Consider the following 23,604-nt stretch of genomic DNA (forward strand, 5'->3'; position numbering starts at 1 on the left):
AATAATTATTAGTTAACTCTTACATCTTCATAGAATTCAAGGATATCATCTGCTTCAATATCATTAAATCCTTTGATGTGTGTTCCGAAGTTTTTACCTTTAAGAACTTCTTTAACGTCATTTTTCTCACGTTTAAGTGAGTCAATAACACCTTCGTGAATAAGTTTTCCTTTACGGTAAACTTTAACTTTACAGTTAGATCTTACAACACCTTCATCTAACATTGTACCAGCGATGTTTCCAACTTTTGAGTAGAAGAAAATTTGAATAATGTGACCTTCTCCAATTTTTTGTTCTTCATAGATGGGCGCTTTTTCTCCATCAAGCATACCTTGAACATCTTCGATAATTTTGTAAATAACATCGTGAGAAATAACAGTAACGTTTGATGCAGCTGCATTTTGTTTAATATTTTGTGAAACTCTCAAGTTAAATACAAAAATAACTGCATTTGACGCTTTAGCTAAAAGTAAGTCTGTATCATTAACGTTTCCAACTGCTGCTGAGATAACTTTTACAATAGCATCTTCATTTTCTAAACCATCAATTTGATCTTTTATAGCTTGAGAAGTACCGTAAACGTCTGATTTAATAATGACGTTGATAATTTTTTTACCATCAATATTTTGATCTGTAATAGTTTTTGAGTGAAGTAAATCCATACGATCAGCTGTAGCTTTTTCTTGAGCTAATTTCTTGGCGAATTTTTCATCATTGAATCCAACAAATTTATCCCCAGCATCAGGTGCATAGTTAAGACCTGAAATAATTGCTGGTGCTCCCGGTTCGACTGCTTCAATTTGGTTTCCATTAGAATCAGTAATCATTCTAACTCTTCCGTATTTTGAACCAGCAATTAAGAAGTCTCCTTTGTGTAATGTTCCTGTTTCAACAATAATTGTAGAAACAACCCCAACTCCTTTGTCAACACGTGATTCGATAATTGTTCCCATTGGATATCTTTTTGGATTTGCTTTTAAGTCTAAAATTTCGCTTAATAACATAATAGCATCAAATAATTCTGTAAGTCCTTCACCTTTAAGTGCTGAACCATAAACGATTTGAACATCTCCACCATATTCTTCAATAAGAACATCATTTTCAGCTAATTCACCCTTAATTCTGTCAAGGTCTTTGTTAGGTTTATCCATTTTGTTAACAAAAACAATCATTGGAACATTTGCTGCTTTAGCGTGTTCAATAGCTTCTTTTGTTTGAGGCATAACCCCATCATCAGCTGCAACAACTAAAACAACAATATCAGTAACTTTAGCACCTCTAGCACGCATTTGTGTGAATGCTTGGTGTCCAGGTGTATCTAGGAAAGTGATTTTTTGACCTTTGTGACAAATTTGGTAAGCACCTGTATGTTGTGTAATTCCACTGCTTTCTGTTGAAACGATGTTTGAGTTTCTGATTTTGTCAATTAATGTAGTTTTACCGTGGTCAACGTGCCCCATAACAGTGATGATTGGAGATCTTTTAACTAAATCTTTTGGATCATCTTTAAATTGAACTTCATCAAGGAAGTTTGAACCATTAATGTTTGTTTCTTTTCTGAAGTCATATCCATATTCAATTGCCATTTCAGCAATTTGTTCTTCATCTAAAAGTGTGTTAAGGTTGTACATTTTACCTTGCATAAAGAATTTTTTGATAATTTCTGTAGCAGGTACTCCGATTTTTTGTGCAAAATCAGCAATTGACATTTTTTCAGTGAAAATAAATACACCATCTTTTAATTCAGTTTTTGTTGTTTGCAATTGCTCTTTAATTTCATTTACGTTCGAAATTCTGTTTTGTTTTTTAGCCATATAACACCTCCTTAAGTTCATTTTCTAATGAATCATATTGTTCATCAGATATGTTAGTTTTATATGTTCTATTTAAAGCTTTTGTTTTTCTTATTTTTTGTCAGTTTTCTAAACTTGCAACAAAATAAGCACCTCTATGTTTTTTGTTTTTATGTAAGTCTAAAACTAATAAGTTATTTTCTTTATCGTAACTGAATCTAGTGAGTTCATCAACTGGTAAAACTTGATTTGTCGCAATACACTTACGAAAAACTGTTTTAATCTCAGTCATCTGAATTTAAGTCATCTAAATCAAGTTTTACGTTTGATAATCCATAGTTTGTAAGGTCATCATCCACTTTAAAGTCTTTAAGTTGATTTTTAGTTCTCTTAAATTCATTAAGCATTTTTCTGTTTTTCTCTTCTTTTTTAGCGTTTTCAGCTTCTTCATCAAGAGTTTCATCTTCAACTTCATCTGTGAATTCGTCATTGTATTTGTCGATTTCGTCAACGAAACTGTATTCATCTAATGAGTTAAGAAGTTTTTCGATGTTTGAAGATTCTTCTTCAAAAATATTGTTAATTTCTTCTGCTTTATTTTTCTTAGTTTTAACTTCGCTAGTTGCAGGTTTTTTAGCTTCTTCTGCTTTTTGCTTTGGTTCTTCCACAACTGTTTCTGTTTCTAATTCTGTGTAAATATTGTTGTTAAAGTCTTCAAATAATGAGTCTGTATCAATGTACATATCAATGTTTTTAAGCATTGAATTTGTTTTTGATTGTTTTTTACTTGCATTTACTTTTGGTTGAGTTGTGTTGAAGTAGTGCACATCGTGAACATAATCATTTTTGAATTTAATTCCTTTTACAAGTGCTTCTTCAGTTGTTAATACTTCAATTCTTGTTCCTGTTAATTTAGAAGCAAGTTCAATGTTAATTCCTTGTTTTCCAATAACAACTGATGCATCGCTTGGTTTAACAATTGCATAAACTTTTCTTCTTTCTTCATCAGCTCATTTAATATCAACTGCTTTACCAGGAGCAATAGCATTTTTAACATATTCAAGTGTGTCTGGTGAGTAAACAATAACGTCAATTTTTTCACCATCTAATTCAGTAACAACTGATTGAATTCTTGAAGCAAATTGTCCTGTAATTGAACCAACTAAATTAATTTGATCACTCTCTTGATCTTTAAGTGCAAATGAAACTTTAGATCTTTCTCCAGGTACTCTTTTAATGTCTTTAATAACAATTTCACCTGATTTGATTTCTGGAATTTCGTTTCTTAAAATTTCAACTAATTCTTCTGTTGAGTTTAATGAAACTGTAACAATGCTTAATCTTGATTCAGGATTAATTGAATCAACATAAACCATAATTTTTTGACCTAAGTTTAATTTTAAGTTCTTAGGCTTTTTAGCTCCAGGTAAGAAAGCTGTTTGTTTATCTTCTAACATAACATTGTATGAGTTGTTAGATAAGTGTTTTAAAACAACTGCAGGAACTTTTTGTCCAATCATTTTTGAATATTTTTCAACAACTTTTGATTTGTTTGTTAAGTTTAAAGATTGTTTAACACCACTTGTGATTGCCCTTCTTAATTTGTCTGATAATCCAGCAAACTTAAATTGAATTCTAACTACATCATCAACTTGAACATTTGAATCGTTTTTTCTAGCTTCTGAAAGTTGAATTGTGTAGATTTTAGCTAATGCATCATCTTCACTTAAAACTTGAGGTTCATCATCTTCTGAAATTTCTTCATCTTCAATAACTTCACCGTTTAAGTTGAACATATTTACAGCTTTATTATCAAAGTCTACTTCAAATTGAATTTCAGCATTAGGGTCAACTTGTTTAGTAATTGCTTTTTGAGTTTCTGATCTAAATAATTCTAAAACTTCTTCAAATGGAGAGTTTAGACCTTCTGCTTGAAGTTCAATATATTTAAATAGTTGTTGACTTTCAACATCAACTTGTGTTTTATTTTTAGCTTTTGCCATAATTTACTCCTTTATTTTTGTTAAAACTTAATATATTCTTCAATTTCGTTTATATTAGAAAGATCTAATTTAATTGCTCTAATTTGGCCTTTTTTATTTCATTTACCCACTATGTGATCTGGTTGAACTTCAGTTAATTTAATTACAAAATTATTTTGTCCTTCAAAACTTTTTTGAGTTTTGACTTCAATATATTTATCAATGTATTGATCTAACATTTCCATTGAAATTTTAAGGTCTGTTCCTTTTGATAATACTGCTAAATTTATATCATCAGTAAATCATTTTTGTGTCTCTAAAAATGCAGAAATTTCTTTTCCAAGTTTGTTAACTTCATCCAAACTTCTATAATCAACCACTACTTCTAGTGTTTTTCCTAAAAGAGGATCGTGTTCCATTTTTGCTGATAAAACTTTAGAAAATTGCTCTTTTAAAATCTTTTCATCAAACATTTTACTCCTATAAAAATGTAAATAGAAAGAGCTGCTTTCGCAACTCCTTTCTCTTACCTCTAAATATAATTAACGTTGTACATAAATAATACCATATTATTTTAATAGTATTTATTATATGTAGTGATTTTTATGCTAATGAATAAGGCATAAAAGTATTTTTTGTATTATTCATAAAGTTCTAATGTCATATTAATTGATGTTAAAACTTCATCATTTTCGTATGTGAATAAGTCATATTGAAAGTTAAATTCATTAATTGATGTGAAGAAGTTTTTACATACAGTTTTTAAATTAATTTCAAATTTTTTCTGTGTTGAAGGGTCAACTACCGAAATGCTTGCATTACCCCCTTCATTTTTCTTTACACATACAGTTGTTAAGTTTGTGTAAATATTAACTTCATTTTCTGAAATGTCAATTCTATTTGTTTCATTGTATTTAGGTTCATTGAATTTAAGTTCAATAACACCATCTTCAGTTTTGTTATACAAATCAAGTTGTGCTAAAAATTCAATAACCTGAGGTTCGTCATTTGTAGGAACCTTAATAATTGATTTAAAATTAATTTTCATATTCTTTAAGTCTTTCTAAAATTAATTCTTTTCCAAATAATCAAATAGCTTTTGCTAATTCAGGTCCGTGAGCAATTCCTGTTGCAGCAAGACGAATTGGCATAAATAAGTTTTTACCTTTAACATTTAAATTTGAAGAGGTTAAATTAATTGCTTCTTGAATATTTGCAATTGTAAAGACACCAGCTGCAAGTTTTTTGAAGTTATTTGCAAATTCTTTGACTGTATTTAATTCAGCTTCATTGAATTCGGTTTTTGAGTATTCAGGATTTAAATATGAATTTAAGTGAGTTTTTAATTCCGAAACTGTTACAGAGCTAGCTTTAAATGTGTCAACAAAAATATTTAATCATTCTGAATCTAAATTTGAGTTTCCTAAATTCATTAACTCAATTAATTTTTGATTGTTTGTATTTTTTAAGTATTGTTTTGAGAATCAATCCATTTTTGAAACATCAAATTTTGAAGGTGACTTAGATAATCTTTGTGGATCAAATTTAGCAATGATTTCTTCTTTGCTCATTAATTCAGATGCATCAGCAGCTGTTCATCCTAATAATGATAAGAAGTTGAAAATACCTTCAGGCATATATCCTTCATTTTTGTAATCTTCGATAAATTGTTTTGTTTCAATATCACGTTTTGAAAGTTTTTTACCTTCCATATTTGTAATAATTGTCATATGTCCAAATTGTGGTTTTTCTCAATTTAAGTATTCATATAAAACAAGTTGTTTAGGTGTGTTTCCAATGTGCTCTTCTCCACGTAAGATGTGTGAAATTTCCATATCGTGGTCATCTACTACTACTGCAAAGTTGTAAGTTGGATACCCATCTGATTTAAAAATAACTCAATCAGCTATTTCATCAGAGTTGAATGAAATTTCACCTCTAACAATATCATTTCAAGCTAAAGTGTGATTTTTAGGCATAACTAAACGGTATGAATATTCGCCATTAGCATCTCTTTTTTGTTTTTCTTCGTCAGAAATTTTTAATCAGTTTCTGTCGTATCTAAAACTTGGAATACCTTTAGCATCTGATTCTAATTTTTGAGCTTCTAATTCTTCAGATGAGTCGTAAGCTTTATATGCGAGACCTTTTTGTAAAAGTTCATTTAAAACTTCATTGTATCTATCTAACTTTTGACTTTGTCTGTATTTACCACATTTTGGATTTGGATTTAATGGAGATTCATCTGGAATAATTCCTAATCAAGCTAAGTTATTTAATTGTGATTCTTCACCACCTGGAACATTACGTTTAACGTCTGTGTCCTCAAGTCTGAAAACAAAATCACCATCAAAATGTTTAGCAAATAAATAACAAAATAAAGCTGTTCTAGCTCCACCGATGTGTAAGTATCCTGTTGGGCTCGGTGCATAACGTGTTCTGATTTTTTTGCTCATAGTAAAATAGCTCCTTTTTAGCTGAATATTAAAGTTATAAAATTATAAAACAATATTCTTGCAATTAAAAAACTTGATAAAAAATGCTATTTTCAAACTTTTACCATAGTGCTCTAGGTGTAAAAGTTTTAAAAAGCACAAAAAAGTCTTTGAAATTTTTGTTTTTTTATATAAAATAATTAATTTTAGAATTTCATATAATTTAAATATGAAATCAAATCTAAATTATATGATTAATGATAAATATAAAAAGAGCAAAAGGCAGTTTAACGAAGAATTAGATCCTAGACTTTTAGAAAACCACCATGAGCAAGCGTTAGAAATATTAGATGACTCAATCGAAGTAAAAATGCCTGGTAGACTTGGTAAAAGAGTTTCGAGAAAACCGATAACATATCAAAAGATTTCAAAACTTACAGGTGTTTCAGTTGCTACAATTAGTCGTTTCTATAATGATGGTTATGTTTCTAAAGATAATAGAAGAAAAATTGAAGAAATTATAAAGGAATATGATTATGTTCCTAATCCGAGAAGTAGAATTAATAAAGTTCAAGTAAGCTCAATTTTTGTTATCTGCCCTCTTTATGGTCAAAGTTATATTCAAAACATTATTTCAGGAATTATTGCTGGTGCATCAAAAAATAATAGAAGAGTTGTTACATTTTACACTGTACCAACAGCTGATGAATATATTGAAACTTTAAAATATCTTTTATTATGAAAACCAAAATCAATCGTTGTATTTCTTAGTGAAGAAAATCTAGAATTATTTGATTTCCTTAAAACCATCAAGGATGTTGCTGTCTTAGTTTATGGACACAAAGTTGATGGTGTTTCTTGAGTTGTTCCAGATGATAGAGAAGCATTTTACAAACTTACAAAATCATTTATTAGAAGAGTCCCAAGAGGGAGAAACTCAAACAAAATTATTTTCTTAGAAGACCAAAAGTTATCTGATTATCAAAAATTCCAGAGAATTTCAGGATTCAAAGAAGCTTGTTCAGAATATAGTATAACTTATGTGAGATATCCAATCAGCGCTAAGAAAAATAAAGAAGAAGTTAAAGAAATTATTGCTTTTGCAAATACAAATAATGTTTCAAATATTATTTGTTCGACTCACGATTCGTTTATTTCAATTAACATGTATGCTTCAAAACACTTTAGAATTAGTGACATTGGTTACCAATCAATTTACGATAGTTTAGGTGTTTATGTTGATAAGATTTTTGTGGACTATCCATATATGGGAGTGATAATTGAATCAATGATTACAAAACAACTTTCATCAAAAAATCCACAAACAGCAGTTATTAAACTTAAATTAATTAGTGAATTAAGTGAAAAAACATCTTAAGATTTCAGATGCAACATCAAATTGCATCTATTTTTTTAATCTAACAATTTGAATAATGAAAATAAAGATTTTAAGACCTATGAGAGTATCTTGAAAGTTATGTTAATAAAAATTAAATGCTATATAATTTAGAAATATTTAATTTAAATTAAAAAAATCACTATTAAGAAAGGAAAATTATTATGGTTATAGGAAATTCAAAAGTAGCAATTGATGCTATTGAAAAATATGACAATATTGTTATTTTTCACCACATTCGTCCAGATGGAGACTGTTTAGGTTCACAAGCTGGGCTTGCAGAATTAATTAGAACAAACTACCCTAACAAAAATGTTTACACAGTAGGGGATAACTTACACTTATTTGACTTTATGGGTTACCACTTTGATGAGATTGAAAAAATTGACTTTACAAACTCATTAGGAATTGTAGTTGATGCTTCAAGTGGAAACAGAATTGAATGCGCAAACTTATTATATGAAAACAAGACAACAGCTAAATTAAGAATTGATCACCACCCTAACTCAGCTGACATCGATTACGATTACAACTGAATCGATGAACACTATGTTGCAGCTGCTGAAATGATTGCTCAAATTGCATTTGATGCAGGATGAACAGTTACACAAAAAGCTGCATCACACATTTACCTAGGAATCAACACAGACTCAGGAAGATTTTTATACCCTGACACATCAGCTAGAACACACAAATTAGTAGCATTCTTAATGGAAACAGGATTCCACCCATCATTCATCTTAAAAGAACTTTCAAAAAGAACATTCAAACAACTTAAATTTGTTGGACACATTTTAAATGGATTCAAAAAAGAAGGAAGAGTTCTTTACTACGAAATTGATGCAGAAACATTAAAGAAATATGATATGGATTCATTCGAAGCTGCTCAATACGTAAATGAATTAGCTAATATTGAAGACAACTCTTGTTGAGCATTATTCATTCAACTTGAAGATGGAACAGTTAGAGGAAGATTACGTTCAAATGGACCATTAGTTAACTTAGTTGCTAACAAATATGGTGGTGGAGGACATGATAACGCTGCCGGAATTACTCTTCAATCTTGAGACCAAGTTAAAGACGTTTTAGCCGACTTAAACCAAGCTATCGTTGATTGAGAGGCTAAATAATTATGGTTATTGGTAATTTAAAATTAGTTACTGAACAATTAGAAAAATACGATAACATCGTTATTTTTCACCACATTCGTCCAGATGGAGACTGTTTAGGTTCACAATTTGGATTAAAAGAATTACTTGAAACAAACTTCCCAAATAAAAAAGTTTATGCAATAGGTGATTCAAAAGGTTCATTCTCATTCTTAGATATCAAAATGGATGAAATTCCATCAGATGAATTTTTAAAAAATGCTTTAGGAGTTGTTGTAGATGCAAACTTCAAAGACAGAATTGAATATAGAGAAGTTTTAGACAAAGACTTATTTGCTCAAGTTATTAGAATTGACCACCACCCAAATGATGATGATTTAGGCGAAAAATGTATTAGATGAGTTGATTCATCATATATTGCAGCTGATGAAATGATTACAGAAATCGCGGTTGTAAACAACTGAAAAATCACACAAAAAGCTGCTAACTTCTTATATTTAGGAATCAACACAGACTCAGGAAGATTCTTATTCAATAACACTACAGCTAGAACATTAAATTTAGCTGCTAAATTATATGAAGCTGGATTACAACAAGACTTTATCCACTCAAATTTAGCTAAAGTTACATTAGACGACTTAAAATACAGTGCTTGATTAATGACAACATTAAAAACAAGAGATGGTGTAGCTTACATTCAAAACGATTTAAAAACAACAAATGAATTTGGTAAAACACCACAACAATCAATTAGAGTAAATTCAATCGCTAACATCGATGGGTTCCCAATGTGAGTTCAATTCACAGAAGAAGAAAACGGAAAAGTTAGAGTTGAATTTAGATCAAATGGACCAATTGTTAGAAATGTTGCCGTTAAATGAGGTGGTGGAGGACACGAAAGAGCCTCAGGTGCTATTATTGACTCACTTAATTCAGTTGAACAAGTTATTGATGATTGTGCTGCTGAAGTAGCTAGATGAAGAGAAGAACAAACTAAAGCTTAATATAAATTTATTCCATACACAAATTAATGTATGGAATTTTTTATTTATTTTTAATTTAGAGAAATCGAATTCAACTTTTAAACCTAGAGCACTAGTGTAAAAGTTCATTTTAATTTATTAGATTATTGAAATTAGAAACTATCAAATCACTCTGAAAAAGTTTTATAATATTAGTGGATCGTTAGCTCAGCCGGTAGAGCAACTGGCTCTTAACCAGTGGGTCGCAGGTTCGAACCCTGTACGGTCTACCATTTCGTTTAAGCGACCAATCTCCACATATTAAAAATATGTGGTTTTTTATTTTAGTATTTTTAAAATTTTGCTTTATTTGCAAAAGTGATAGAATAAGAATAGTAATTTAGTTATCTTGTTGATAGGTAACATATTTTTTAATTTTAAAGAAAGGAGCAAAATGCTTTTTAAAAAGTCAAATAGTCATAAAGACCAAAATTCTTCTGAATGACAAGACACAGTTGAAAACTTAGAAAAAGTGCACATTAAAAAAGAGAACACTTTATACAAAAGAACAAGAATGTCTAACTTTGGTCTTAAATTAAATTACTTCTACCAACAAATGCCACTTTGAAAAATTATTTTAATAACAAACATTACAGCAGTTATCTTCGGTATCATTGGTGTATTCTTTGTTAAAAACGTTGGTATTTACAACTTTGGTTTAGCTGCTTTTGGACAAGCTGGAGCAAAGATTTTAGTAGTTTCTATAGCTGGACAAGTTGAAGGAACAGTGCTTAACTTAATTGACCAATTCGTCTTCTGAGTTGCTTATGTTATTTTAAGTATTCCTATTTTCATTTTCGGTTATAAGAAAGTCGGAAAATTATTTACAAACTTAACAATTTTATTCTTAGTTGTTTCATCATTAGTTTCATTCGGAATCGGAATGATCCCAGGTGCTGGTTCAACATATATTATCGGGGACTTCTCAAATAAAGCTGTTAAAGCTGCTTTACCTACAGCTTACCAATCACTTTCAGGATTAGTTCCATTATTATGAGACTCATACTCATCAGGTAGTGTGTTAGCATTAATGCTTTATGCAATTGTTTATGGAGTATTATTAGCTTACGTATTTGCAATTATCCAAATCATTGGTGGAACAGCTGGTGTTACAGGTGTTATCGGAGAATGATACGCAAACGCAAAACAAAAATCATTCGGTTCAATTAGTGGATATATGAACATAGCAATTATGATTGTCGCTGTTTTAGTTGGGTCTTGATTACCAGGTTCAATTCTTTTATCAAAAGTTGATCCTTCATTAGTTGCTCAAAATAAAACTAATATGGGATTAACAGATTCACAAGTAATTGAATTCACAAGACAAGCAGAAGCATTGAAAGCAAAAGTATGACACGCTGAACTTTACTTCTCACCTAACTTCATCGCTACATTCTTAGTAAATGTTGTTTATATCGGTGTATTAGATAAATTATTCCCTAAATTTAAACTTGTTAGAGTTCAAATCTTTACAAAGAATGCTGCTAAAGTTAAAGAAATTATCACAAGCGACAAGAAAATTGTTACAGGTATGACAATTTTCAGAGCTACAGGTGGATACGAAGGAAAAGATATTGATGTTATTACATCAGTTGCATTATTCAGACATGTGTTACGTATTATTAAAGATGTTCGTAAAGTTGACAAAGATGCATTTATCTCTATTTCAGATATTAAAAGTATTGATGGTTCAATTTACTTACCACAAGATAAATTCTAATAAATCATTAACTAGCTACCTTTTAGGTAGCTTTTTCTTTATCTTTTTTAGTAACTAATTTAAAAGAAAAAGCAAGATATCAAATTAAATATCTTACTTTTTGTATCTATGTGCATAGGTTAAATGATTTTAACTTTAACTCTAAAACCTCTAGAAGAATAATATGAATCAGCACTATTATGGTAGACAAATACTGCGCCATATCTATTGTCGCAAAATATCGCACCACCTTTATCTCGAATTTCCTTAGGTGTGTGAATTCACGAAGATGTCTTAGTATCTAATGGTTTGATTGTATTTAAAAATCTATAGTCTTGCTCAGTTAGCAGTTCACTAAAATAACTATGTGCAAGACTTAAAGCATCATTTTCAGGTACAAACTTCTTTCTGTTAATTAGCGCAGTCCTATCATAGCACAGCGATCTTCTATTAGGTGACTGAGTTGATAAATCTACAAGATAAATGTTATCAAACAGTGAAACTAATGTTGGTTCACCATTAGTTTGTTCCATTCAGTCAAATGTGTTAATTAATTGTGGGTTAGAAAGAATTATTTGAATACATTTTTCAAATTCGTCATTTGATAATAGATACAAATTTGAATTTCTTTCTAAAAAAGTTTTATAAATGTAATTTGTTTTCATAATTAATCAATTACTTTAAATGTGAATCCAATAACTAATTTATTGAATTCTTGAGTTTTTCTTGTTTCATAAGCTGTATAAACTTTTTCAAGCTCTTCTTTATTATATTTAATTGAGTTTTCAGGATCTGAAATTTGTTCAGGATCACTCTCAGCATTTTTATTAGGGTTAGCAATTTTTGGATCAGTTAATTCAGTTAATTTGTTTTTAAAGTATGCAACTTTATCGGTGTCAAAAATATTTCATTTTTCTTTTTCTGCTTTGGCACCATCTAATCTTGCTGTTGCTTCTTCTTTTTGTTCTTTTAATTTATCTACTTCAGCTTTGAAAAGCTCGATTTGTTCTCTTAATTTTTGCTTTTCTTCTTCATCTTGTGACGCAGCAAGTTTTTCTTCAGCAGGTGCAATTACTTCTTTTTTGTATGTATCAATTCTAGATGTGTAATTTGAGATTTCACTTTCTAAAGAAGAAATGTATTCTGAACCTTTTGTTGATACATTAATGTAATTGTCAATTGCATCAATTAAGTATTTTTGAGGTAGTGTAGATGGAATTTGATCAACAGGAATAGCTTGAGTTGGATATGTTTCGTCAGTTACATCTTTAAATCTATACATATAACCAAATTTAGAAATCATTTCCTTATCATCATCTGTTATTGTGATTTCTTTATCTTCAAGTGCTGAAATTTTAGCTTTTAATTCAGATACTTTCGCAAGTTCTTCATCAGACATTTGGTCAATAATTAATGGTTTAATTTGGTTTTCATAAATTTCCTCACTCAATGTTATATATAAGTCAAATGAAGCATTAAGATTAATTCCTTGCTCAGAAAGTCTAACTGCATTTTTATCAATTAAGTATTCATATGATGGAGTTAAGAAGAATGTGTCTCAAAAATCTTTGTAATGTCTTCCATCTAATAATGAATTTCTTACAACTCCGATTTGTAATAAATTGTATTTGTTGTTGTCTTTAGTTTCTTCTTTAATCTTATATTCAATTGGTTGAACTGAGTTAAATCCTAATGTAATATAGTCAGTTAGTTTTGTTAATTCACTAATATTCTCATCGCTTGATTCTTTGTTTATCTTTGTATTAGCTTCATTAGGGTTGAAAACTCCTCAATAATTAATAATTTCAATAGGTAGTGATAATTTTAAAATATGATCTGCATTTCAGTCATTAATCATTGATGAAACTAATTTTGAACCTTGTGTAATTTTTTCTTCAAGATTTAATTTATCAAATGAATTTGTTTGCTTGTTTTTTGAGTAAATTACAGAACCAAATTTGAAAGATTGATTTCAGTTAGTTGTGAATGAAATTGATAAAGGTAACATCTTTCCGTTTGTAAGATCATTTAATACACTCGGATTTTCAATTGTTACTTTTTCTTTTAAGTTTTTAGCTTTAATTTTTTCAATAAGAGCTTTAATTTCTTGGTTTTTTTTGTATTTTTCTAATAATCCATCATATGTTGTTGCTTGGTTTTTGTAAGTCTCCTTACCATTTTCATCAAGAATAGGTTTACCGATTTCGTTCATATTTGGCATTTTTGCAAAGTTAGGAACAATTAATGAGTTAAATTGTTTATTTAGCGAATTTTCTGGTTGTGTTAATTCAAGATATGGAACATTAAATTGCTCTCTAAAACTCATAAATTGTTTTTGGAATTTTAAATATTCATCAGACATTTCTCTGATTTTCTCTTCAGATAATGAAGTGATTGAATCATATGCATAGTTTTGTGCATCATTTAATTTTTTATATTCAGCAATAACATTTTGATTTGATAATAAATATTGATCAACTGAATTTTTAAGTGTAGCATCATTTGTCAATGATTTAATTTTATTAGCTCTATTTTCACTCTCGTTCATTAGAATGTAGTTTTTAATGATTTCAGCTTTACTATTTGAATAAAATAAGTATCCAACTAACTTACTAAAGTCAGATTTCATTGATTGTTGAATTTCTTCACTTTCAGGCATGAATCTAATAAATGTAGAAAGAATTCCGTTAAGAAACTGTGGATTTATAGCTCATGTGATTCTTGAAACTTCATTAAAGTATTTATAAGTATTTTGAATTTCACCATTAATGATTTGTTCAATTTGTTTTAAGTTTGAGTCGATAATATTCTTTTTAAATGATTCTGGATCTGATTTTAAAACATAAATAACCGTGTCTTTAGCATTTGCATTTTGACTAAAGAAATTATTTAATCTTTCATTAGCTGCAGAATCATTTTCAATGATATTTAATCATTTTTGAGCTGTATTAACAATATTGTTAAATAAAACATTCGCTGTTTTTAAGTAGTCACCTTTAAATGATTTTAAATTTTGATCCTCTTTTTGTTGATTGTTGCAAGAAAGTGCAACAATTGGCAATGTAGCAGATGTTACAACTGGCATTGTTAATAAGAATTTTTTAACTAGTTTTTTCATAATTATTTTAATTTTATTAAACTTTATTATTTTTATTATTAAAAAATCATTTTTATCTAGCATATAGTTATATCAGTAAAGCACAAAAAACAGATATTGTGGTATTATTTAAAATATTAATCTAACTTATATTAAATAAGTAAATATTAGGAGTAATAATGTCAACATTTTTAACAGTTATATTGGTAATGGTTGGAATTCTAATTGTCTTCGTTTCATTATTAATGTCACCTGATTCAAATGGTTTTTCAGGAGCATTAGTTGGTTCAGGAGACTTGGAGTTATTTAAAAATTCAAAAGAAAGAGGAGTTAAGAAATTCTTAAAATACTCAATGATAGTTTTAGGAGCAATTTTAATTATTGCTTCAGTTGTTTTAAGAATAGTACTGAAAAAATAAAAGTATGCAAAAACAAGAAATATTAAATTACATTAGAAAATATAAGTCAAGGTCATTTTTAGACATTGCAAAACATTTTAAAGTTTCATTAAGAAATAATAAAGACTTGACTAAAGCTATTTCAGATTTGCAATCTGAATATTTAGTTTTTAGAAATAATAATGATGAATATTATTCACCTGAACTAGAAGAAACAGTTACAGGAATTTTAAAAGTTGCTACAAAAGGTAGCTTTGGATTTGTTGATTATGACATCAACGAAGAAGAAGGGACTAAAAAAAGTGTTTATGTAAAAACTTTTAATTTTAATGGAGCTATTAGTGGTGATGAAGTTAAGGTTAATGTTTATAAACTTCAAAAAGGTGATGAAGAATTAAAAGACGGTGTAGTTACACAGATTATTCAAAGAAACAATGAAAGTTTTGTTGGATTTATAAAAGAAAAAAATGGTGTTAAATCATTTGCACCTATTGATGCTAGATTTAAAAGTGTTAAATTTAAATTAATTCCTTCAAGTGTTCCAAACAAATTAAATGATTTAGTTTTAGCTAAAGTTTTAGCTTACGAAGATAAATTCATAACAATAAGCGTTGAAAGAGTTATTACAAACGAAGCTGACCCGATGGTTTTTGTTAAATCATACCTAGAACAAATTAAAGTTCCATCAGCTTTCCCTGAAAATACTGAAGATGAAATTAAATTAATTCCTGAAACAATTGATAATGAAGACCAAACAAATAGACGTGATTTTACAAATGAAATGATTGTAACAATCGACGGTGATGATACAAAAGATTTCGATGATGCAATCACAGTTAAAAAGTTAGATAATGGAAATTATTTCCTTGGAGTTTATATAGCTGATGTTTCTCACTATGTCAAAGAAGGTTCATTCATTAACCAAGAAGCCTTAAGCAGAGGGACAAGTATTTATTTAGTTGATAGAGTTATTCCGATGTTACCTGTTGAATTATCAAATGGAATTTGTTCACTTAATCCAAATGTAAAAAGATTTGTTTTAGCTTGCGAAATGGAAATTGATAAAAATGGAAATACAGTTAGAGCAGATATTTCGCAAGGTATTATTGAAAGTAAGTTTAGATTAACATACAAACAAGTTGACAAATACTACAATACAGGTGAAATTAATGAAGATCACCCAAACCAAGAAAATGTAGCTAAATTAAAACAAATGCTTAATTTAGCTAAAGAATTAAGTTTAATTATTCATGATTACAAGATCAAAGAAGGATATGTTGATTTTGATATTGATGAACCTAAAATTAAACTTGATCGATATGGTAGAGTTGAACAAATCGTGATTAATAAACGTGGATTTAGCGAAGTTTTAATTGAAGACTTTATGGTTAGAGCAAATGAAACAGTTGCTAAATATCTTTTTGATGCTAAGTTACCTGTTTTATATCGTGTTCACGAAGCACCAGATGAAGATAAAATTCAATTACTACAAAACTCTTTAGCAGCAGTTTCAATAGACGCATCAAAACTTAAAGCAAACTCAATTACTCCTAAAATATTTGCAGATTTTGTTAATAAAGTTAAAGCTGAAAGAGATGATGATTTTATTAAATTAATGTTCTTGCGTTCAATGCAAAAAGCAATTTATTCAGACGTAAACATTGGGCACTTTGGATTAGCAAGTGAATATTATTGCCATTTTACAAGTCCTATTAGAAGATACCCAGATTTAATCATTCATAGAATAATTAGAGATTTTATTATTAATAAACAAACTGAAAAACTTGAAGAGTTTAGATTAAACTTACCTGTATTTGGTGATTTAAATACTAAATCAGAACAAAAAGCAGTTCAAATTGAAAGAAATGTTAATGATCTTAAGTTTGCTGAATTCTTAAAAAATAAAATCGGTTCACCATTTAGAGCTCAAATTTTAAGTGCGCTTAACTTTGGTTTCTTTGTTGAATTTGATTTTAAAGCTAGTGGGCTAGTTCATAAGTCAACATTGATTGATGGAGAATATGAAGCTAATGAAAACTTGACTAAATTGATTTCTAAAGATAGAAAATTTACAATTGGTGATTTTGTAGATGTAATTGTTACAGAAGTTGATTTAGTTGAAGGTAAAGTGACTTGTGTATTAGCTGATTTATACGAAGCTTGATTAGATAAAAAGCAAAAAGAAGAAGCTGAAAGAGCTTCTAAAAATAAGCAAAATTTTTCAAAATCAAGAAAAAATTTTCAAAAATAAAACAATAGCGCAAAGCTAATAAAGAGCTATGCGCTTTTATAATGAAAAGTTATCTTTTATATAACTTATTTAATATAATTAAAAATATTTATTAAAGGATAAAAATGAAAAATAAAAATAGAAATTTAGAGGAAAATTCATTAGGTTGTGATGCTGGATTAGTAATTAAACAAGATAAAGATATGTTTAATTATTCAGTTGATACCATTATGCTTGGTAATTTTATTCATTTAAATAAAAAAACCACTAGAGCACTTGAAATCGGTGCTAATAATGGTGCTTTATCAATTTTTGTTGCTTCTAGATATGACAAATTAAAAATTGATGCAATTGAAATTCAGAAAAAAGCAGCAGAGTTAGCAAAAGAAAATGTGAAGCTTAATAATATGGAAAATCAAATTCATATTATTAACCAAGACTTTAATGATTTTTACAAACAGCACACAAAGAATGCACAAAAGAAATATCAAATTATTTTCTGTAATCCACCTTTTTATCCTTATGATAAAACAAAAGTTAAAAATAACATTTCGCAAGAAAAACTAATTGCAACACACGAAATTCATTTAAATTTAGAACAATTAATTTTAGGTTGTTCTAAAATAATAGAACAAAAAGGATTTTTATCACTAGTATTACCCGTTGAAAGAATGGTTGATGCTTTTGAATTATTAAGAAAATATAAATTTGAGCCAAAAAGAGTTCAACTTATTTATCCTAGAATAGACGATAAACCCAAATTTATTTTACTTGAAGCAAGATATCAGACAGGTTGAGGTGTTCATTTCTTACCTAACTTATATCTTCATGATAATAGCGATAAAAATAATCACGATTATTTACCTGAAATTAAAAAACTTTATAGACCTATAAAAGTGGAGGAGAAGATGAATAAAAAAACAAGTTATATAACAACACCTATTTATTATGCAAGTGGAAATTTACACATCGGACACTTATATACAACTACAGTTGCTTGAGTTTTAGCTAACTATAAAAAACTACTTGGTTATGAAGTTAAAATGCTTACAGGTAGTGATGAACACGGTTTAAAAATTCAACAAAAAGCTGCTGAGCAAAATGTAAATCCACAAGAATTTGTTGATAATTTAGTTGGTAAATATAAACAAATGTGAGTTGATTTTGGAATAGAATATGATTTCTTTTCAAGGACATCATCACAATTCCATAAAGATTCAGTAAAACACATTTTCTCTTATTTCTTAGAAAAAGGTTTTATTTATAAAGGGCAATACAATGGTTTATACTCAGTTTCAGATGAAGAGTTTTTAACAGAAACACAAGCAGTTAAAAAAGAAGATGGATATTATCATCCGACAAGTGGTCACAAGCTAATTTTAGTTTCAGAAGATTCATATTTCTTCAAAATGAATGAGTTTGCAAAATGATTAGTTGAGTATATTGATGGTAATCAAGAATTTTTAGCACCTAACAAAATCATCAATGAGATGAAAAATAATTTCTTACTTAAAGGGCTAGAAGATTTATCAGTTACAAGAACTAACATTGAATGAGGTATCAAAATCGATGAAGACCAAACACATACACTTTATGTTTGATTAGATGCATTATGCAACTATATAACTGCTTTAGGGTATGATGTAAAAAACAAGCAACAACCAGATGAGTTTATGAAATTTTGAGCAAGCAAAGACTCAGAAGTTGTTCACTTAATTGGTAAGGAAATAGCAAGATTCCATATGATTTATTGACCTATTTTCCTTAAAGCACTTAACTTAAAACAACCTACAAGAATTCAAGCGCACGGTTGATTAGTTACACCGACAGGAAAAATGTCAAAATCAAAAAATAATGTAGTTGATCCATATGATTTATTAGCTAAATACGATAAAGAAATGATTAAATACTATTTAACATCACAAATCACATTAGGAGAAGATGGTGTTTGAGATGAAGATAGATTTATTGATGTGATTAACTCTGAATTAATTAATAATTATGGAAACTTAGTTTCAAGAACTTTAAAAATGAAATCAAATAGTTTTTCAGGTCCTTTAAAATACAAGTCATCAAAAGATGAAAATGACTTGGACATAGACTTAAAAATTAGAAATTCTATCTTCGAGTACAAAAAACACTTTGACAATTTAGAAATTGACAAAGCATTAAAAGTTGCTATTAATTTATCAAGCGACCTAAATAAATATGTTGATTTAACAGAACCTTGAAAATTAAAAGAAGATTTACCAAGATTAGAACAAATTTTAGCAAGACTTCTAAATGGTATTTATGCAGTTTCAACTTATTTATCAGTTGTATTAAAAGATAAAACAAAAGAAGTAGCAACCGCATTAGGTTTTGATAGTTTTTCTATTGATTTAATAGAAGATTATCAAAAATTTGATAATATTAATCAAGGGAATGAGTATATGCTCTTTGCTCGTTTAAAAAAATAACTTGATCTTATTAAGGAGGCGATTTTGATTTTTGCCAAAGCATCAAGATATGTAATAAATCCAGAAAAGTTAAAAGGATTTATTGATTATTTATTTATATTAACTAAAAAAACAAGAATGAAAGAAGAAAACTTATCATTCGAATATTCTGTCGATCCTGAGGGAGTAGTAATTGTTTTAGAAAGATGATCTACAAGATTAGATTATGAAAAGTTTATGCAGTTAGAAGAGTTTAAACAAGAGTTTAAAACCCTTAACAAAATGTGTAAATTAGTTAATACATTATATGATGTAGATTTAGTTAAATAGTAATAATAATTTTAAGTAAATTCAACTCATTAAATTAATCGAGTTGATTTTTTATCCAAATTTATTAAAGTGAGGTATTTATGGTTATAGGTATAAGTGGAATGATTGCTGCAGGAAAAAGTTCGTTAGTTAAAAACTTACAAAAAGAGTTTCCTACTTCAAAAATATTAAGAGAGTTTGAAGAATCTGATGATGTTTTCAACACTTTCTTAAATTGATTGTATGAAAATAAATCAAATTTAACAATTAGTTTTCAATCTTATATAGCCGAAAATCATTCAGATAAGTTTGCAAAATTATTAGATGAATACAATCAATCAAATTCAAATATTAAAAGAGATCACATTTTTGTTGATAGATTTGCATTAGAACATTATATTTTTGCTAAGTTGATATTATCGGCAAAAAGTGAAAAATATTTACAGGCTTATGATGCTATGTTTGAAAAGTTAGTAACTGAAGATGAAATGCCACATTTTGCAATTTTCTTGGATGTAGATTTTGAAACATTTAAGAAAAGATTGTTTGCAAGAAATAGAGAATCAGAAGTGAAGAATTTTGATTCTAATTACGAATATTTTAAAAATTTACATTCTAACTATTTAAAAATCTTTAAAGAGATAGCTTCAAAATATAACCTTAAGTACTATGTCATAGACACAAATGATAAAGATGAAAAACAAATATTGCAAGAAGCATTATCAATTATTAGTGATGAAGAAAAATTACTTAGTGAATAGATTTTCCTTTTTATCACAATTAAGTAAACACTTGTTTTTAGTTCTATTAAGAACAGGAAATGAGTGTTTTTCTTTTTGCAAAAGCATAAAAAACAACACTAATATAATTGATTTAGTGTTGTATAAAATATATGTAAAAATTATTGAGCTGGAAGATTTAATGTAACTTCGAATGCTTTTGAAGAAGTCTTAACCGGTGTTGCATCATTAACAAATTTAACAACTTTGAATTTAATTGTAACTGTGCCTTGTGATTCATTGTAAACTGTGTTAAGTCATCCGCTTGCCCCTTGAACACCTTGTTTGTTTACGTATTCAGGTTTTACATCATTAGCAATCATGTAACCACTTTTAATGTATTGAATTCCTTTTTCAGCATTAATAGCCTTAATTTCTGTTGAAGGTTGTGTAACATTGTAATCTCTACCAACACCTGTTGCTAATTGACCATCATAGTTAGAGAAGAATAATTGTCTTTTTCTTTCTTCACCTGTTGTTAATTTTTTAATAATATCTTGTCTTTTTTCTGGTAAGAATGTGAATAATTCAGCTCCTTTAGCCACTAATCTTTCACCAATTTTATCTAATTCAGCAATTTCTGCGTCAGCATGTACAGGTGAACCTGTGTTAGGGCTACCAGGTTGTTCTGGTTTTTTAGTATCTTTACATGACACTGCCACGGCTGGCGCCACAATAGCTGATAATCCAGCAATACTCATAAGTAAAGTTTTTAATTTTTTCATAATAATCATCTCCTGAAAATTAATTTATCTACTTAAATTTAAGCACATTTTTCAAATATTATGTAATAAATATGTAATTTTTTCTTATTTTTTTCACATTTTGTGAAAAATTAAGGATTTTTTCTCTGGTTACACTCTTTATTCAGTGAATTCTGAAATAAAAACCACAGCAAGAATGCTGTGGCGAAGTTATGTAAGACATAATAATGATTATGTGTTTTACATAAAATTATTTAGTGACAGGTGTTTAATAATTTAACACAAGAAGGATGTTTCATGGACATCACATTCTTTATCCGAATCATGTTCAAGGATAAAGCACTAGTATTATTATAAGATAAAAATTCAAAAAATGAAAAAAATTTTCATCTATAATTTAAAGAACTATGGAAAAAAGTAAAATTCGTAATTTCTCAATAATAGCTCACATAGATCACGGTAAGAGTACTTTAGCTGATCGTATTTTAGAATACACAAATACAGTAGACACAAGAGAGTTAACTGCTCAATTTTTAGATTCAATGGATCTTGAAAAGGAACGTGGTATTACAATTAAACTAAATGCAGTTCAAATCAAGTATAAAGACTATATTTTTCATTTAATTGATACACCGGGACACGTTGATTTTAATTATGAAGTTTCTAGATCACTCGCAGCTTCTGAGGGAGCTTTATTGCTTGTGGATGCAACACAAGGTATTGAAGCTCAAACTTTAGCTAATGTTTATTTAGCAATTGAAAATAATTTAGAAATCTTACCTGTTATAAATAAAATCGATCTACCAAGTGCTGATGTTGAAGGTGTTAAAAAAGAAATAGAAGAAGTTATCGGTATACCGACTGATAATGCTATTTTGGTGTCTGCAAAAACAGGTCAAGGTGTTCATCAATTGCTTGATGCGATTGTTGAATATATCCCAGCACCTAAAAATGCAGATGATAATAAACCTTTAAAAGCATTGATTTTCGATAGTTACTTTGATCCATATCGTGGAGTTGTTATGTTTATCAGAGTATTCGAAGGTAAGCTTAAAACAGGAGATAAGTTTAAATTTATGTCAAGACACGATGCAGGAAACGAGTATCATGTTATTGACTTAGGTATTAAAAATCCAAATGAAACCAAAAAAGATGAATTAGTTGCAGGAGAAGTTGGATGAGTTTCAGCAGCAATTAGAGATGCAAAAGAAGTTAACGTCGGGGATACAATCACTTTAATTTCTAATCCAACAAAACAAGCTCTTCCAGGTTACAAAAAAATGAAACCTGTTGTGTTTACCGGTTTTTACCCAATCGACACAAAAGATTACATGGATCTTAAGGAAAGTTTAGAAAAAATTTCATTATCAGACTCATCAATCACATGAGAACAAGAAACATCAAAAGCATTAGGATTTGGATTTAGAGTTGGTTTCTTAGGAATGTTGCATATGGAAATTCTTCAAGAGAGACTTGATAGAGAATATAAGGTTGGAATTATTGCAACAAGTCCAAGTGTTGAGTATAAAGTAACTACTACAAAAGGAGAAATTGAATACATTTCTAACCCTACATTGTTTCCTGATAGAACATTTATAGAACAAATCGAAGAACCATATGTTGAAGCAAGTATTTTTGTACCAAATGAATATATTGGTAATGTTATGGAACTTTGTCAAAATAAAAGAGGTATTTATAAAACTTTAGAGACAGTTGACTCTAGAAGAACTAGAATAATTTATGAATTACCATTAGCTGAAACTGTTTTTGATTTCTTTGATAGATTAAAATCTACCACAAAAGGTTATGCATCATTTGAATATGAGTGAATTGGATATAGACCTTCAGATTTAGTGAAAGTAGATATCTTATTAAATGGAGATAAAGTTGATGCATTCTCAATAATTACACATAGAGAAAAAGCATATGAAGCAGCAAGAGAGTTATGTGTAAAACTCAAGGATGCAATACCTAGACAAAACTTCGAAGTACCTGTGCAGGCCACAATTGGTGGAAAAATTATTGCAAGAGAAACAATTAAAGCTTATAGAAAAGATGTTACTGCAAAACTTTATGGTGGGGATGTAACAAGAAGACAAAAATTACTCAAGAAGCAAAAAGAAGGTAAGAAACGTATGAAAAAACTTGGTTCTATTGAAGTTCCACAAGAAGCTTTCTTATCGGTTTTAAAAACAAATATTGACAAATAATTT

Annotated in this window: 19 protein-coding genes and 1 tRNA gene; 11 read left to right on the forward strand and 9 right to left on the reverse strand. The window is 28.6% G+C overall.

What is annotated here, in order from left to right:
• Window positions 1–8: 8 nt before the first annotated feature.
• The 6 genes from infB to gltX all read right to left on the reverse strand — a co-directional run bounded on the left by infB (window position 9) and on the right by gltX (window position 6,231).
• Window positions 9–1,814 carry a translation initiation factor IF-2 gene (infB, locus tag NPA13_RS00920; protein ID WP_257089455.1) on the reverse strand — a complete coding sequence of 602 codons (1,806 nt, stop codon included), beginning with the start codon at window positions 1,812–1,814 and terminating at the stop codon, window positions 9–11.
• Window positions 1,807–2,085 (reverse strand): YlxR family protein, encoded by a 279-nt coding sequence (locus NPA13_RS00925; protein WP_257089457.1) that lies wholly within the window; start codon window positions 2,083–2,085, stop codon window positions 1,807–1,809. The genes infB and NPA13_RS00925 overlap by 8 nt, the downstream gene beginning before the upstream one ends.
• Window positions 2,072–3,796, reverse strand: a complete 1,725-nt coding sequence (locus NPA13_RS00930; RefSeq protein ID WP_257089459.1) for a NusA N-terminal domain-containing protein — start codon at window positions 3,794–3,796, stop codon at window positions 2,072–2,074. The genes NPA13_RS00925 and NPA13_RS00930 overlap by 14 nt, the downstream gene beginning before the upstream one ends.
• A 20-nt stretch (window positions 3,797–3,816) precedes the next feature.
• The gene (locus NPA13_RS00935) at window positions 3,817–4,248 is read right to left on the reverse strand and encodes a ribosome assembly cofactor RimP (protein ID WP_257089461.1); all 432 of its coding nucleotides are present in this window, start codon (window positions 4,246–4,248) and stop codon (window positions 3,817–3,819) included.
• A 167-nt stretch (window positions 4,249–4,415) separates the two neighbouring features.
• Window positions 4,416–4,823 (reverse strand): hypothetical protein, encoded by a 408-nt coding sequence (locus NPA13_RS00940; RefSeq protein WP_257089463.1) that lies wholly within the window; start codon window positions 4,821–4,823, stop codon window positions 4,416–4,418.
• Window positions 4,813–6,231, reverse strand: coding sequence for a glutamate--tRNA ligase (gltX, locus tag NPA13_RS00945; RefSeq protein ID WP_257089465.1), 1,419 nt, complete (start codon window positions 6,229–6,231; stop codon window positions 4,813–4,815). Before gltX ends, NPA13_RS00940 begins: the two co-directional genes overlap by 11 nt.
• A 208-nt stretch (window positions 6,232–6,439) precedes the next feature.
• Between gltX and NPA13_RS00950 the strand changes: the two genes are divergently transcribed.
• From NPA13_RS00950 to NPA13_RS00970, 5 genes are all read left to right on the forward strand, one after another.
• Entirely contained in the window at window positions 6,440–7,588 is a 1,149-nt protein-coding gene (locus NPA13_RS00950; RefSeq protein WP_257089467.1) for a LacI family DNA-binding transcriptional regulator, read from the forward strand.
• A gap of 182 nt (window positions 7,589–7,770) precedes the next feature.
• Window positions 7,771–8,736, forward strand: a complete 966-nt coding sequence (locus NPA13_RS00955) for a bifunctional oligoribonuclease/PAP phosphatase NrnA (RefSeq protein ID WP_257089469.1) — start codon at window positions 7,771–7,773, stop codon at window positions 8,734–8,736.
• 2 nt (window positions 8,737–8,738) lie between these two features.
• On the forward strand, window positions 8,739–9,719 hold the full coding sequence (locus NPA13_RS00960) for a bifunctional oligoribonuclease/PAP phosphatase NrnA (protein ID WP_257089471.1): 981 nt from the start codon (window positions 8,739–8,741) through the stop codon (window positions 9,717–9,719).
• Window positions 9,720–9,894: 175 nt separating this feature from the next.
• Window positions 9,895–9,970 (forward strand) — tRNA-Lys (locus tag NPA13_RS00965).
• A 161-nt stretch (window positions 9,971–10,131) separates the two neighbouring features.
• Window positions 10,132–11,457, forward strand: a complete 1,326-nt coding sequence (locus NPA13_RS00970; protein ID WP_257089473.1) for a DUF2179 domain-containing protein — start codon at window positions 10,132–10,134, stop codon at window positions 11,455–11,457.
• 119 nt (window positions 11,458–11,576) lie between these two features.
• On the opposite strand, the gene NPA13_RS00975 is transcribed toward NPA13_RS00970, so the two are convergent.
• Together NPA13_RS00975 and NPA13_RS00980 are read right to left on the reverse strand one after the other, a co-directional pair.
• Window positions 11,577–12,101: a DUF4256 domain-containing protein gene (locus tag NPA13_RS00975; RefSeq protein WP_257089475.1), complete on the reverse strand. Its 525-nt coding sequence runs from the start codon at window positions 12,099–12,101 to the stop codon at window positions 11,577–11,579.
• A gap of 2 nt (window positions 12,102–12,103) precedes the next feature.
• A complete protein-coding gene (locus NPA13_RS00980) occupies window positions 12,104–14,554 on the reverse strand; it encodes a hypothetical protein (protein ID WP_257089477.1) in 2,451 nt (816 codons plus the stop codon).
• Between the two features lie 158 nt (window positions 14,555–14,712).
• Here NPA13_RS00980 and secG point away from each other — a divergent pair, with 158 nt between their 5' ends.
• From secG to NPA13_RS01005, 5 genes are all read left to right on the forward strand, one after another.
• Complete coding sequence (gene secG / locus NPA13_RS00985; protein WP_257089479.1) at window positions 14,713–14,952, forward strand: preprotein translocase subunit SecG; 240 nt, start codon at window positions 14,713–14,715, stop codon at window positions 14,950–14,952.
• 4 nt (window positions 14,953–14,956) lie between these two features.
• Complete coding sequence (gene rnr, locus NPA13_RS00990; protein ID WP_257089481.1) at window positions 14,957–17,182, forward strand: ribonuclease R; 2,226 nt, start codon at window positions 14,957–14,959, stop codon at window positions 17,180–17,182.
• Between the two features lie 104 nt (window positions 17,183–17,286).
• Complete coding sequence (gene metG / locus NPA13_RS00995) at window positions 17,287–19,620, forward strand: methionine--tRNA ligase (RefSeq protein WP_257089483.1); 2,334 nt, start codon at window positions 17,287–17,289, stop codon at window positions 19,618–19,620.
• Between the two features lie 24 nt (window positions 19,621–19,644).
• Window positions 19,645–19,929: a putative quinol monooxygenase gene (locus NPA13_RS01000; protein WP_257089485.1), complete on the forward strand. Its 285-nt coding sequence runs from the start codon at window positions 19,645–19,647 to the stop codon at window positions 19,927–19,929.
• Between the two features lie 80 nt (window positions 19,930–20,009).
• The gene (locus tag NPA13_RS01005) at window positions 20,010–20,669 is read left to right on the forward strand and encodes a deoxynucleoside kinase (RefSeq protein ID WP_257089487.1); all 660 of its coding nucleotides are present in this window, start codon (window positions 20,010–20,012) and stop codon (window positions 20,667–20,669) included.
• Window positions 20,670–20,809: 140 nt separating this feature from the next.
• Here the strand turns inward: NPA13_RS01005 and NPA13_RS01010 are convergent, their stop codons facing one another.
• On the reverse strand, window positions 20,810–21,412 hold the full coding sequence (locus NPA13_RS01010) for a variable surface lipoprotein (RefSeq protein WP_257089489.1): 603 nt from the start codon (window positions 21,410–21,412) through the stop codon (window positions 20,810–20,812).
• Window positions 21,413–21,798: 386 nt separating this feature from the next.
• Here NPA13_RS01010 and lepA point away from each other — a divergent pair, with 386 nt between their 5' ends.
• The gene (gene lepA, locus NPA13_RS01015; protein WP_257089491.1) at window positions 21,799–23,601 is read left to right on the forward strand and encodes a translation elongation factor 4; all 1,803 of its coding nucleotides are present in this window, start codon (window positions 21,799–21,801) and stop codon (window positions 23,599–23,601) included.
• The last annotated feature ends 3 nt before the right edge of the window (window positions 23,602–23,604 follow it).

It is taken from the genome of Mycoplasma sp. 2045 (assembly GCF_024582715.1).
In the GTDB taxonomy this organism is placed as follows: domain Bacteria; phylum Bacillota_I; class Bacilli_A; order Mycoplasmatales; family Metamycoplasmataceae; genus Mycoplasmopsis.